The organism is Chlorobaculum tepidum TLS, assembly GCF_000006985.1.
Classification (GTDB): Bacteria; Bacteroidota; Chlorobiia; order Chlorobiales; family Chlorobiaceae; genus Chlorobaculum; species Chlorobaculum tepidum.
In genome coordinates this window covers 553174-566543 of record NC_002932.3, presented here as the reverse complement: position 1 = coordinate 566543, position 13370 = coordinate 553174, and the positions used below count along the sequence as shown (strand labels likewise).

Annotated in this window: 12 protein-coding genes and 4 tRNA genes; 9 read left to right on the top strand and 7 right to left on the bottom strand. The window is 57.6% G+C overall.

The window, feature by feature from the left end; genetic code table 11:
* Positions 1-3 precede the first annotated feature (3 nt).
* Positions 4-885 (bottom strand): murein hydrolase activator EnvC family protein, encoded by an 882-nt coding sequence (locus AYT24_RS02630; protein WP_164926882.1) that lies wholly within the window; start codon positions 883-885, stop codon positions 4-6.
* A 30-nt stretch (positions 886-915) separates the two neighbouring features.
* A complete protein-coding gene (locus tag AYT24_RS02625) occupies positions 916-1446 on the bottom strand; it encodes a flagellar FliJ family protein (RefSeq protein ID WP_164926881.1) in 531 nt (176 codons plus the stop codon).
* A 158-nt stretch (positions 1447-1604) separates the two neighbouring features.
* Between AYT24_RS02625 and murA the strand changes: the two genes are divergently transcribed.
* From murA to AYT24_RS02605, 4 genes are all read left to right on the top strand, one after another.
* Entirely contained in the window at positions 1605-2879 is a 1275-nt protein-coding gene (gene murA / locus AYT24_RS02620) for a UDP-N-acetylglucosamine 1-carboxyvinyltransferase (RefSeq protein WP_010932242.1), read from the top strand.
* A 78-nt stretch (positions 2880-2957) separates the two neighbouring features.
* Positions 2958-3034: transfer RNA gene (locus tag AYT24_RS02615), tRNA-Ile, on the top strand.
* Between the two features lie 23 nt (positions 3035-3057).
* Positions 3058-3134: transfer RNA gene (locus AYT24_RS02610), tRNA-Glu, on the top strand.
* Positions 3135-3172: 38 nt separating this feature from the next.
* Positions 3173-3249 (top strand) — tRNA-Arg (locus AYT24_RS02605).
* A gap of 66 nt (positions 3250-3315) precedes the next feature.
* Here the strand turns inward: AYT24_RS02605 and AYT24_RS02600 are convergent.
* The 4 genes from AYT24_RS02600 to AYT24_RS02585 are packed head-to-tail and all read right to left on the bottom strand — an operon-like array spanning position 3316 to position 7600.
* On the bottom strand, positions 3316-4785 hold the full coding sequence (locus AYT24_RS02600; protein WP_164926880.1) for an AdeC/AdeK/OprM family multidrug efflux complex outer membrane factor: 1470 nt from the start codon (positions 4783-4785) through the stop codon (positions 3316-3318).
* Positions 4786-4789: 4 nt separating this feature from the next.
* Positions 4790-5734, bottom strand: coding sequence for an efflux RND transporter periplasmic adaptor subunit (locus AYT24_RS02595; protein WP_010932240.1), 945 nt, complete (start codon positions 5732-5734; stop codon positions 4790-4792).
* Positions 5724-6449: an ABC transporter ATP-binding protein gene (locus AYT24_RS02590; RefSeq protein WP_164927216.1), complete on the bottom strand. Its 726-nt coding sequence runs from the start codon at positions 6447-6449 to the stop codon at positions 5724-5726. The genes AYT24_RS02595 and AYT24_RS02590 overlap by 11 nt, the downstream gene beginning before the upstream one ends.
* Complete coding sequence (locus AYT24_RS02585; protein WP_010932238.1) at positions 6446-7600, bottom strand: ABC transporter permease; 1155 nt, start codon at positions 7598-7600, stop codon at positions 6446-6448. The genes AYT24_RS02590 and AYT24_RS02585 overlap by 4 nt, the downstream gene beginning before the upstream one ends.
* A 126-nt stretch (positions 7601-7726) precedes the next feature.
* Here AYT24_RS02585 and AYT24_RS02580 point away from each other — a divergent pair, with 126 nt between their 5' ends.
* From AYT24_RS02580 to bshA, 3 genes are all read left to right on the top strand, one after another.
* Entirely contained in the window at positions 7727-7900 is a 174-nt protein-coding gene (locus AYT24_RS02580; protein ID WP_164926878.1) for a hypothetical protein, read from the top strand.
* A 116-nt stretch (positions 7901-8016) separates the two neighbouring features.
* Positions 8017-8089, top strand: a tRNA-Gln gene (locus AYT24_RS02575).
* A gap of 393 nt (positions 8090-8482) precedes the next feature.
* Entirely contained in the window at positions 8483-9631 is a 1149-nt protein-coding gene (gene bshA / locus AYT24_RS02570) for an N-acetyl-alpha-D-glucosaminyl L-malate synthase BshA (RefSeq protein ID WP_164926877.1), read from the top strand.
* Here bshA and AYT24_RS02565 read toward each other — a convergent pair.
* Positions 9625-10653, bottom strand: coding sequence for a rod shape-determining protein (locus AYT24_RS02565; RefSeq protein ID WP_010932234.1), 1029 nt, complete (start codon positions 10651-10653; stop codon positions 9625-9627). The two genes, bshA and AYT24_RS02565, sit on opposite strands and share 7 nt — an antisense overlap.
* Positions 10654-10923: 270 nt before the next feature.
* Here AYT24_RS02565 and hisD point away from each other — a divergent pair, with 270 nt between their 5' ends.
* Positions 10924-12210: a histidinol dehydrogenase gene (gene hisD / locus AYT24_RS02560; RefSeq protein WP_010932233.1), complete on the top strand. Its 1287-nt coding sequence runs from the start codon at positions 10924-10926 to the stop codon at positions 12208-12210.
* A gap of 2 nt (positions 12211-12212) precedes the next feature.
* Entirely contained in the window at positions 12213-13235 is a 1023-nt protein-coding gene (queA, locus tag AYT24_RS02555) for a tRNA preQ1(34) S-adenosylmethionine ribosyltransferase-isomerase QueA (RefSeq protein ID WP_010932232.1), read from the top strand.
* Positions 13236-13370 lie beyond the last annotated feature (135 nt).

Below are 13370 nucleotides of genomic sequence, written 5' to 3'. Positions count from 1 at the left end.
TTTTTATCTGAGCCATTTCTGGGGATTCTGCTTGACCTTACCCTTCCAGACCTCGAAATGCACCGTCGAACCGCCTTCGGGCATGGCCGCTGAAAAACCGAGCAACTGGCGCGAGCGGATGATCTCACCCTTGGCTACCGACACGCGGCCAAGATTGGCATACACGGTAAGATACGATTTCGGATGGCGGACGATGACCACATTCCCGAAGGTAGGCAGGTAGGCGACCTGCACCACCTTGCCTCCAGAGACCGACTTGACCGGCGTACCAACCGGTACGGAAATGTCGATACCGTTGCTAACCGTCACGATGTTCAGCTCCTTGTCAAGCGAAGAACCGAAGCGACGCACCACGACGCCATTGTTGACAGGCCACGGCAGTGATTCGCCCTGGTCGAAATCAACCGAAACACGGTCGATTTCCGACTCGGTCTGGTCGGGCACAACCGGCAGCGGCTCTTTCTCCGGCGGCAGCGTCTTTTCCGGCGGCGGTTCTTTTGTTGCCGGAGCCTCTCCACGCCGCTCGGCAAGAACCCGCTGCCGTTCAGCCTCCTTGCGCCGCCGCTCGGCCTCCCTGCGCTTTCTGGCCTCGGCAAGACGCTGCTGGCGCCGCAGAGCTTCCAGCCTTGCGCGCTCCTGCTCCTTCTGGATCAGCGCCTGCTGGGCCATGATCAGCGACTCGATCTTTTTCTGCATGATCTGCTGCTTTCTGCGCACTTCGGTGATGCGGGCAGCATAGGTTTGCTTGTCTTTCTGAATCTCGCTGAGCACCACCTCTTTCTCTTTTTTTTTCGCGGAGTAGCTCTGAAGCTGCTCCTGCTGGCTCTTCATTGCCAGCTCCTTCTCGTGGTAGACCCGCTGAAGCTGCGCCCGGCTGCTCTCCATCTGCTGTGCGCTCGACCGCAAATCGTTCACCTACCTGACCGCCCCTGAAAGAAATCCCAAATATCTGGCTCTCACAATCGCACTATTGACCGACCCCGAAGAGAGCATCAGCTCGGCATCGCGGTCTCCGCCATGCTTGTAGGCCGCGATAACCACTTGCCGGAAGTCAGATGACACATGCTGATAGGTCTTTCGATTTTCCTGAAGCTGGCTCTGAAGCTGCTCGATTTGATTGTCGAGATTGTTCAGAAGCGACTGGTTTTCGACAATGAGACGTTCATAAACCTTGATCTGCTTGCGGATGTTGTTCAGCTCAGCTAGCGAACGGCGCTCGTTCTTTTTGGTGCTGTTGAGCTTTGACTGATACTCCGAGAGCTGCTTTTTGAGATCTTTGAGCGTGCTTTCGACCCGGTTGCGCTCGCGGGTAATGCGGATCATTTCAGGACTCGCAGCGCTGCCTGCCGCGGGCAAAAGGGTAACGGAGAGGACAAAAAGAAAACAGGTGCAGAAAATCTTTATGACGAAGACTGGTATGGAACGGCTGCCGGAAAACATTCGCATAGTATCGGATCGGTTGGCACTCACGGTTGCAATCAAAAAACCGGCACAATGGACGAGCCAGTTTGCAGGTTCAGATAAAAAGTGGCTTTAAAATAAAATTTGTTTTTCTGAGCCTGAAATAATTAAATAGGCCTTTTTGCATGTAACCCTTGAATCGAATGGACAAGCTTGTCATCCGGGGCGGAAAACAGATTTGCGGCACCATCCCCGCCTCAGGATCGAAAAATTCCGCGCTGCCAATCATCGCAGCAACACTGTTGACACCTGATGGCACCTTCGCCATTGATCGCACCCCGGATCTCAAGGATGTCCGGACCTTCATCCAGCTGCTCAACTATCTCGGTGCGGAAACGTCATTCGAAAATAACCTGCTGAAGGTCTCGACCGGTCAGCTGAAGAGCATCGAGGCTCCGTACGAGCTGGTCAAGAAGATGCGCGCCTCGATCTACGTGCTTGGCCCGCTGCTCGCCCGGTTCGGCCACACGAGGGTCTCCTTGCCCGGCGGATGTGCTTTCGGCCCGCGTCCGGTCGATCTGCACATCATGGTAATGGAAAAGCTCGGCGCGACCGTCACCATCGAAAAGGGCTTCATCAACGCCCGCGTCAACGGCTCACGCCTGCGCGGCACGCACATCGACTTTCCGATCTCGTCAGTCGGCGCAACCGGCAACGCCTTGATGGCCTCAGTCATGGCCAAAGGCACCACCATTCTCGACAACGCCGCCCTCGAACCGGAGATCGAATGCCTGTGCAACTTCCTCGTGAAAATGGGCGCCAAGATCGACGGTATCGGCACCACAACGCTCGTCATTGACGGAGTCGATCAGCTCAAGGCGGTTGAGTTCGAAAACATCTTCGACCGCATCGAAGCGGGCACGCTCCTCTGCGCCGCCGCGATCACCGGCGGCAGCGTCACCGTTACGAGCGTCGCGCCGGAACAGCTCGCCTCAGTGCTCGACGCATTCCGCCAGTCCGGCTGCACGGTCACGACGAACGGAAATTCGGTGACGCTCACCGCACCCGCCGAACTCAATCCGGTCGATATTACCGCGCGTCCCTATCCCGAGTTTCCGACCGACATGCAGGCGCAGTGGATGGCGCTCATGACGCAGGCCCGCGGCGACAGCACCATCATCGACCGCATCTACCTCGAACGCTTCAACCACATTCCGGAGTTGAACCGGCTCGGAGCGCACATCGAAATCAGGGACAACTGGGCGCTCGTCCACGGCCCGCAGGAGCTGACCGGCACCAAAGTGATGTCCACCGACCTTCGCGCTTCGGCCTGCCTCGTGCTTGCCGGACTGGTTGCCAAAGACACCACAGAGGTGCTCCGCGTCTATCATCTCGACCGCGGCTACGAAGCCATCGAGAAGAAACTCACAGCACTCGGAGCCGACATCAGGAGAGAGAAGTACCAGGAATTTTCCTGAAAAAAGAGTCAAATATCGTTTGCAATTTTAATCACATACCTTATATTAGACCACTCTGAAGCAAAAACAGGCTTGCGAGGGCCCTTAGCTCAGTTGGTCAGAGCAAGCGACTCATAATCGCTGGGTCGTAGGTTCAAGTCCTACAGGGCCCACCAGCTGATTCAGAGTAAGAAAATATGGCGTGTTCGTCTAGTGGCCCAGGACATCGCCCTCTCAAGGCGAAGATCACGGGTTCGAATCCCGTACACGCTACCAAGTATAAATCCCGGCACAAGTCGGGATTTATACACTATGCACCCGTAGCTCAACTGGATAGAGCATCTGACTACGGATCAGAAGGTTAGGGGTTCGAATCCTCTCGGGTGTACCATAAAGCAGAATGACTTGCGAGTTTCGACTTGCAGGTCTTTTTTGTTTTATGGCTCTCACTCAAGCCCTACAAGCCTGCTTTCTCCCTCGCTACCCCATCATGCGGCCAGCCCCCACCAAGAGCGACGTACATGGCGGCGGTGTCTTGCAGTTGCTGAGCGCGGGCTTGCAGGTAACCGATTTTCGCTTGCCGGTACTGAATGTCAGCAAGAATCACCTGCTCGTAGTTGACCATGCCCGCCTTGTAGTTGGCCTGAACGAGGTCGAGCGAAAGTTTTGCACTCTCAACCGCCTGCTTTTCGGCTTCGGCTTGCTGTGCGTCGTGCTCAAGCGCGCGGATGAGGTCGGCAACCTGGGCGAAGGCGGCAAGCACGGTCTGGCGGTACAACGCGAGCGCCTGGTTTCGCGTGGCGATCGCAGCCCGGCGTTTGGCCCGGAGCGAGCCGCCGTTGAAGATCGGCGCGGCGATGTTGCCACCAATTGACCAGAATCGGTTGAGTGGATCGGAAAGCTCATGCGGCTGGCTGGCCGTGCGCCCGTAACTGCCAGTGAGCGTGAAGCTCGGGAAGAGCGCTGCCGTGGCAACGCCGATTTCGGCGTTGGCCGCGTGCAGCTCCGCTTCGGCGGCGAGGATGTCCGGGCGCTGGCGCACCAGCTCCGATGGCAGCGAGAGCGGCACACGCTCTGGCAGGGAAATGCCTGAGAGGCGCAGATCGGGCCTCACCCACTCCCCCGGAGTCTTTCCTGCAAGCGTCGCAAGCAGGTGCTCGGCCTGACTTAACTTCTGCCTGACTGGCGGCACGGAGGCCTCCAGCGAGGCAATCTGGCTCCGTAACGCCAGCACGGAGCTGTAGGGTGCTACACCCGCCTGGTACTGCTTCGTGGCTATCGAAAGCTGATCCTTTTCGAGGGCGATGAGCTGCTCGTACTCGTCGAGTTCCTCGCGATAGGCGGCAATGGCAATACTCGTGTTAACGATGTTGCCAGTCAGCGTCATGTACACACCGAGAGTCTGCGCCCGCTGCACGTCCACCTGCGCTCCGAGCGCCTCGACGCTGCGCCGCTGCCCGCCGAAGAGGTCGAGCGCATAGCTCACTGACGCGGAGAGGGTCGAGAGGTTAACGATGGCGCCCGAGCCCGCTGTCGTGGCTGGCGAAGAAGTTTCCCGCGTCTGCGAAAAGGTCGCACTTGCCTGCGGATAAAAAATCCCAGCCCCGGCGCGGAGATTCTCCCGGCTCGCTTTGAGGCTTGCCTCGGCAGCCTGCAAGCCCGGATTACCCACCAGCCCCTCTTCGACAATGGAGTCGATCTGGGTGGAACCGAACGATTTCCACCAGTATGCAGCAGGTCCAACGCCCTCGTCAAAGCGCTGCCCGCCATCGACCGGCTTCGGAAGTGGTTGCTGGTCGTAGCTTTTGACTGCCGGAGCCTCCGGCTTGACGAAGTCCGGTCCTGCCGCGCATCCCGACAGCAGAAGCGCGGGAACGGCAAGCAGTACGACGCCGCGTGAAGCGATCTTTTTCGACACGGTTCTCATCCGGTTACTGGTTTTTCGCGGCCTGTTCACCAATGTAAATATCGACCAGCTGACCGGGATAGAGGGTCAGGTTTGCTGGCTTCTTGAAGCTGAAGATGACCGGCAGCACCCGGACATCCACCCGCTCGGTGCGTTGGCTCGACAGCTCGATCTTGGGGGTGACATTCGGCTCGAACCGCTCGAATGTCAGAGGAATCTTGAGCGTGGTACCGCGGATTGACATGATGGCGCTCATCCTGTCGGGCTTCGGCAGTCGCTGGATCAGAATTTCGTCAACGTAGCAGCGCACCTGAAGCGCGTTTTCGGCGTTCCCCATAACGATGACCGGCACGTAGCCTCCTGTGTAGGAGTTGTAACCGCCCTGACTGGAAATGTAGCTCCCAACCGAGGTGTTGATCGCCAGAACCGTACCGTCTTCGCGCGCCGTGAGGGTGTATTTGCCAAGCAGCGCTCGGGCTGCATCGTACTGCTTGCGGGCAAGCTCAAGACTCGCCTTCCCCGCACGAACGGCATTGGCGGCAGTATCGAGCGCATCCTTGCTCACCGAACGAGGATCGAGATTCCACGAGGCTTTCAGCTTTGCGTACTGCGCTTGCACGTTGGCGAGCGTCGCTTCAGCGACGGCGATGCTTGCCTTCGCCGATTCGGTCGTCGAGCGCTGCACCGCGTCGTCGAGCGCCAAGAGCGGCTCGCCCGCTTTAACCTGCTGACCTTCGTGAACAAAAATCTTCAGCACTGTGCCGGAGACTTCCGGGTAGATGTTCACGTTCGTGCCGTTTTTCTGTGCGCTCTCGATGATGCCGTTGGCGTAAATTCCGCTCCGGTAGGGATTCGACGCCGGTGTAAAGGCGGGCGGCTCCGACTTCGGACGAAGCTTCATGAAAAAAGCCGCACCCAGGCCAAGCAGAATGCCGAAGATCGCGATGCCGATCAGGAGTTTATTTCTCATGCCGTTGACTGTTTTCGTAACCAGATTCGTACCCGACGACTTTGCCATCCTCCATCTTCATGATCCGGTCAGCATATTCGTAAATACGGCTGTCGTGCGTCACGATGATGATGGCCCGTTTTTCGTTCAGGATGTTTGTTTTGACGAACTCCACGATCTTCCGCCCGGTATCGCCGTCGAGCGAGGCGGTCGGTTCGTCGAAGATCAGAATATCCGGCTGACCCGCTATGGCCCGCGCGATGGCCACGCGCTGCTGCTCGCCGCCGCTGAGTTTGACCGGTTGCAGGTCGGCGCGATCTTTCAGCCCGACGATGTCGAGATAGTCACGGGCGAGCTTCATGGCCGCGTTCCACTCCATCTTCTTCAGGATCAGCGGGATGGCCACATTCTCCACCGTCGTCAGGCGCGGAAAGAGGTGGTAGTCCTGAAAGACGAAGCCGATCTTGTTGAGGCGCAGATCGGCCAGATCGTCATCTTTCATCGTCCAGATGTCCTGATTTTCGACGACGACGCTCCCCTCGTTCGGCCTCAGAATGCCTGAAATCATGCTGAGGAGTGTGGTCTTGCCGCTGCCCGACGGGCCGACGATGTAGAGCATTTCGCCGTACTGCGCCTCGAAGGAGGCCTGCTTGACCGCCACGGTTCTGGCCTCGCCCTCGCCAAACCACTTGACCAGATTGCTGGCTTTGATAATCACCGATCCGCTCATCCTCAGCCCCTGAAAATATCGAATGGCTGAATCTGCAACACCTTGCGCACGCCGATGTAGCTCGATACCGCCGCGATAATCATCACCATCACCAGCGCCAGGCCGAGCGTCTGGTAGGTGAGCTGGGCGGCGTAATCAGGCATACGCAGTTTGGCGACAATCATGAAGGTCGAAGCCGCCCCGACGCCGAGGCCATAACCGATCAGCGAGGTCACGACCGCCTGCACGAGAATCATCGAAACCAGTTCGTTACCCTTCGCGCCGATGGCTTTCATCGCGCCGAACTTGCCGATGTTTTCGAGAATGAAGGTGTAGAAGGTCTGGCCGGAGATGGAGAGGCCGACCACGAAGCTGATGCCGGTCATCATCAAGATGTTTATGCCGACGCCAGTCTTGAAGGTGTAGAAGTTTGAAACCTTCTGCACGAACTGCTCGCGGGTAAGCGCTTCGTAGCCGAGCTTGGCGATGGCCTTCTGGATGCCGGGCACGTCTGCCTCGCTCTTCGGTTCGATCAGCACATAGGAGATGGTAAAGCGCGCCGAGGGAATGTAGGTGATGGCACGATTGTAGGTTGTGTAGAGCGTCGGAATACCGAACAGGCCGGACGAGGCGACCTTGGCGAGGCCGACCACTGTGCCCCGGTTGTCGTTGATCTCGAACTGGGTGCCGATTTTCGGGCTTTCGAGCTTGGCGTACTCCGCGTCCTTGACCACCACGAAGGCGTTCTCGGCGAAAACATCCTCGATCCTGCCCTCAAGCATCTCGGGTCGTCCGAAAAGCGTGGCATCATCGAGGCCAACCACCGTCGCCGCCTGGTAGGTGCCATCCTTGAGCTTGACCAGCGCGCTGCCGAAATAGAGCGGTACAGCATACTTCACGCCCGGAATGCTCCGCGACGCCGACAGGATGTAATCGGGCATCGGAATGCTGCTGTTGGTGTTGTTCACCGCCGGATCCATCACCCATATTTTCGCACCGATGTTATAGACCGGAGCGCACGAACGGGCCAGAATGCCGGAGAACATCGACATCATCATCACCATCAGAAACACGGCGAAGGTGATGCCGACCAGAAGCGCCGTGAACTTGCTCTTGTCGTTCATCAGCAGCTTCAGCGCCACCCTGTAAATTCCTGAAACAGGCTTCATTACGTTCATTCGATCATGTTACCGCCTACCATCAATTGGAAGCTAAAACCGGAAATTTCCATCAAAAAATTCTCTGTTTTCAAAAAAAAAGCCTGCCCACGCCAAAACCGCCAGAGAAATCTGCCTGAAAAGAGAATGACTGCACGCCCCAACCCCGAAATACCGATTATTCTGATGACCGGCTTTGGCAAGGACATCGATAATGCGAGCAGCGTGAACAAGCTCGGCATCTGCAAAATGCTGAAAAAACCGGTCAGACTTGCCGACCTGGTTTCGATGATCAACGAAATACTCACCAGAACCGGATGAAAATCAACCAACAACAAACGGCAAGCCATACCCGGCTCGGGCTCGACCATTTTTTTTACAAAAAGATTAAAAAAATCTGCTGAATTTCCATTTTTTGTTATATTAAGCCACTCTCTTGAGGAGTGGCCAAATTGGTAAGGCTCCTGACTCTGGATCAGGCAATTCCAGGTTCGAGTCCTGGCTCCTCAGCACTATAAAGCCTTGTAGCAGAGAATGTTACAAGGCTTTTTGCATCTTGTGCGAGAACAGCTCTCTCTTTGATCTGTTAAGCTTAACCCGCCCCTATAATCTCTTCTTCAAAGTTGACCTTGGGGGTACTTGTAGAGTAAGTAGCCAACAGCTCATCATCGAGACGTTTCATCTCTTGTCCTGTCTTTCTTTCGAGTGGCGCTCTGCCAAAAGGACTTTTGGCCCGCCCAACTGCAACACCAACCAGTCCGGCACATAGCAGCGTTTCTGATTAATGAACGGGAAAGATGAGATGATAGCAGCTCTGTACCCGCTTGATGTTGATCTTCAACTCTCCGCCGATTTTCGTACTTTTCAAGCATAACATGTTGATCTAACTTGTTTTGCAAGGTCATGAAAATCGGAATCTCCTGTCATCATACGTACGGCGGAAGCGGGGCGGTGGCTACCGAGCTGGGGAAAGCGCTGGCAATGAAGGGCCACACCGTGCATTTTTTCAGCCAGGCGGCTCCGTTCAGGCTTGGGCTTTATTCGCGGAACATCTATTGCCATGAGATCGAGGCGATGAACTATCCGCTGTTCGAAACGCCGTACCACTCACTGGCGCTGGCATCGAAGATTGCCGAGGTGGCGTTTTATGAAAAGCTCGACGTCGTGCACGCCCACTACGCCATTCCCCACGCCATCAGCGCCATGCTGGCCCGGCAAATGCTCGAAGAGAAGTGCCCCGCGGCGGAGTGTTTCCGCATCGTCACAACGCTGCACGGTACCGACATCACCATCGTTGGTGCCGACCGGAGCATGAGCGACGCGGTGCGACTCGCCATCAACAAGTCGGACGGCGTAACGGCGGTGTCAGGCTACTTGCGCGACGAGACCATTCGCATGTTCACACCGCGCAAAAAGATCGAGGTGATTCACAACTTTGTCGATACCGCCGTGTTCAAGCGCCTGCCCGGACGGCGGGATTTGCTTGGGCTGGATGGCGGCAAGGTAGTGATTCACATCTCGAACTTCCGGCCGGTCAAGCGCATCATGGATGTGCTGGCGGTGTTCGAAAGCATCCGGCGCGAGATTCCGGCCACCCTGCTGCTGGTGGGTGACGGGCCGGATCGCAGCGAGGCGGAGACCTGGGTGCGGAATTACGGCATCGGAGACAGGGTGCGCTTTCTCGGCAAGCTCGATGACATCGTACCGCTGCTGTCTATCGCCGACCTGATGCTGATGCCAAGCAACGTCGAATCGTTTGGCCTCGCCGCACTCGAAGCAATGGCCTGCGGCGTGCCTGTTGTGGTGACCGATGCCGGCGGTTTTCCGGAATTCGTGCGGCAAGGAGTGGACGGCTTCCGCCATCCGCATGGCGACATCGAGGGAATGAGCCGGAGTGCGCTTTCGATTTTACGGGACGACGAAGTCTGGCAGCGCTTTTCAGGGGCTGCTGCAAACCAGGCAGGGCGGTTCAAAACCGCCCTGAAGGTCAAAGAATACGAAGCGTTTTACCGCAGGCTGATCGACGAGGCTCGCGAGCGCAAAGCTCAGTAGCGTTTGGTCGAAAGCAGCACCGAGCGGTATTTCTCGAGATCTTCGAGCACTGCTCCGGTGCCGCGCGCGACGGCGGTGAGCGGGTCTTCGCTGATATGCACCATCAGCTTGGTCTCCTCGTTGATCTTCTTGTCCAGCCCTTTAATCAAGGCGCCGCCGCCAGCAAGGAAAAGGCCGCGGTCGAGAATGTCCGCCGAAAGCTCCGGCTTGGTGACTTCGAGGCTCTTCTTGATCGAGGTGATGATCTGGCTGATCGGTGTTGCGATGGCCTCACGGATAGTCGCGGAGTTGATTTCACGCTCCTCCGGCAGGGCGGTGACGAGGTTGCGGCCACGGACGTTCATGGTCAGCTCTTTGTCCAACTTATAAGCCGAGGCGATTCTGATCTTGACCTCTTCGGCGGTGCGCTCGCCGATGGCAAGGTTGTAGGCCTTGCGGAAGTGGCGAATGATGGCGCTGGTGATGTCCGTGCCCGCCACGCGCAGCGATTCGCCGGAGGCGATGCCGCCAAGCGAAATCACGGCAATTTCCGTGGTGCCGCCGCCGATGTCAACGATCATGTTGCCCATCGGCTCCTTCACGTCGATGCCGATGCCGATTGCGGCGGCCATCGGTTCAGCCACCAGATAGACCTCTTTGGCGCCAACATGCTCTGCCGAGTCACGCACGGCCCTTTTTTCCACTTCGGTAATGCCCGACGGAATACCGATCACCATCCGGCGGATGCCGAGCGAGAACTGCTTCTTGGTTTTATTGATGAGACCGCGGATCAGCTCTTCGGTCGCCTCGTAGTCGGCGATGACGCCGTTGGCCAGCGGCTTGATGGTGACGATGCCAGGGTGCGTTTTTTCGTGCATCAGCAAGGCGTCGTGGCCGATGGCGACGACTTTGCCAGTATTGCGGTCGCGGGCGACGATGGATGGCTCGTTAAGCACGACGCCCTTGTTGCGGATGAAAATGAGGGTGTTGGCTGTTCCGAGATCGATGGCAATGTCTCTGAACAGGTCACTGAAAATGCCCATGGTGAGTAAGTATCTTGGTATGGTACATAGTGGCTTGGAAGTAGCAAAATCAGGCCCGATTCCAAGGTTTTGAATGAAGCCTAAAAGTACTTAATGGAACCTTTATTTCAAATGAAATCGTGAGCGGGAATGCCCCTTTTTGAGCTGTCTGGCAAGCATTCTTCCTGAGGGCGGAGTTTCGTTTCAAAGCGCCAATGCTTACATTACGTGACAAGTGTTCAAAACCCGGCATATCGAAGCCACACTATTATTATAAAACAGAGAAGCGCAGTGCTAACGATCTACCATTTCCCCCAGGACGAGGCAGCCCTCAGAGAACAGCTCAACCGGACGGTATCGTTTGATCCCGATGCCCAGCGGACGGTCGATGACATTCTGTATCGCGTCAGAACGGAGGGCGATGCCGCCGTGCTCGACTATACCGAGCGCTTCCAGGGGATACGGCTCTATGACATGCGGGTGCCGGAAGCGGAGATCGAGGCGGCGTACGCGGCGGCTGATCCGGAGTTCATCGCCATTCTCGAAGAGGCGTTTGCAAACATCACGGCGTTCCATCGCAACGAGGCGGAGAAAAGCTTTTTCTACGAACAGAAGGGTGGCGTCATCCTCGGCCAGCGCGTCACGCCGATGGAGAAGGCGCTGCTCTACGTGCCCGGCGGCAAAGCCGCCTACCCCTCGTCGGTGCTGATGAATGCCGCGCCTGCGCAGGTGGCCGGCGTCGATGAAATCTCCATGACCACCCCGTGCGACGCTGAGGGCAAGGTCAATCCGCACATCCTCGCTGCCGCGAAAGTCGCCGGCATCACCAGCGTCTATCGCCTCGGCGGGGCACAGGCCGTGGCGGCGTTCGCCTACGGCACGGCGACCATTCCGAAGGTTGACATCGTCACCGGCCCTGGCAATAAATATGTCGCACTCGCCAAGAAGCAGGTGTTCGGCCACGTCGCCATCGACAGTATCGCCGGGCCGTCAGAAGTGGTGGTTATCGCCGACGCAGGCGCGGAGCCGGAATTCATCGTGATGGACATGTTCGCGCAGGCCGAGCACGATCCCGACGCATCAGCGGTGCTCATCACGCCATCCGCCGAGCTGGCCGACGCCGTGCGGGAGACTGCTGCTCGCCTTGCGGGCACGATGCTTCGTGGCGAGGTGATCACTCGCGCGCTCACGGATAACGGCGCGATTGTTGTAACCGGTTCGATGCAGGAAGCGTGCAAGGTGTCTGACATGATCGCTCCCGAGCACCTCGAACTGCACGTTGACAATCCCTGGGAGATTCTGCCTGACCTGCGTCATGCCGGAGCGATTTTCATGGGGCAGTGGTCGTGCGAAACGGTCGGCGATTATTTTGCCGGACCGAACCACACGCTGCCAACCAACGGCACGGCGCGATTCTTCTCGCCGCTCTCGGTGCGCGACTTCGTCAAACACACCTCGATCATCGCCTGGTCGAAGAGCGAGCTTGCCCGCACCGGGGAGAAGATCGCCCGCTTCGCCGACCATGAAGGGCTTCAGGCTCACGCCGAGGCGGTTCGCGTCAGACTGAAACACCTGTAACAATGAAGGTCAGCGATTTCGATTACGCCCTTCCCGAAGAGCGCATCGCCTGTTATCCTCCCGCAAAACGCGGTTCGACGAGACTGATTGTGCTCAATCGGGCAACCGGATCGATCACCCATTCAGCCTACGCCTCACTGCACGAAGAGCTACGGCCCGGCGATCTGCTGGTACTGAACAACAGCCGCGTGATCCGCGCTCGGCTCATCGCCCACAAGCCAACCGGCGCCCGCATCGAACTGATGCTGCTCGAAAAGCATGAGGAAGCGCAGAACCTCGCGCTCTACCGGGGACGCCTCCGTATCGGCGACCGGCTGCTGGCGCACGGCGTCGAACTCTCAGTCGAAGCGCTGCCCAGCGACGGCATCGCGCGCCTCTCCTGCGCCACCGGAAACCTCGCCGATCTTTTCGACGCGCACGGCTCCGTACCGATTCCGCCCTATCTCAAGCGCGATGCCGAGGAGCTTGACCGCGAGCGCTACCAGACGGTCTTTGCCGAGCTGCCCGGTTCGGTAGCCGCGCCGACAGCATCTCTTAATCTCACCGATGAATTGCTCGATAAAATCAATGCAAAAGGTGTCGGAATTGCCCACGTGACGCTGCACGTCGGCCTAGGCACCTTCCTACCGATCCGTTCGGAGCGCTTCGAAGAGCACGTCATGCACCGGGAATTCTACAACATCCCGCAAACGGCCGCTCGAAAGATTGGCGAGACCAAAGCCTCTGGCGGACGTGTGGTCGCCGCCGGCACCACCGTAACCCGCGCGCTCGAACACGCCGCGCCGAAGCTCATCGAGAGCGGCTTCACACAGGAGGTGAGCAGCGAGGCGGACATCTTCATCTATCCCGGCTACGAGTTCAGAATCATCGACGCGCTCATCACCAACTTCCACGCCCCCCGCTCTACGGTACTCATGCTCACCGCCGCCTTCGCCGAAAAGGAGCTGCTCATGCGAGCCTACCACGAAGCCCTCGACAACGGCTACCGTTTCCTCAGCTATGGCGACAGTATGTTTATCAGTTGATAATTATTGCCCACAGGGACAGGCTCCTGAGGCTACCCTGAATCCTTATAAAATCATCGCCTTGCCATACATTCCGTTTTCAATCAGCGCAATATTTTTTCCCTGCTTGTTCGCTAATCCCATCTATTTCTCAAA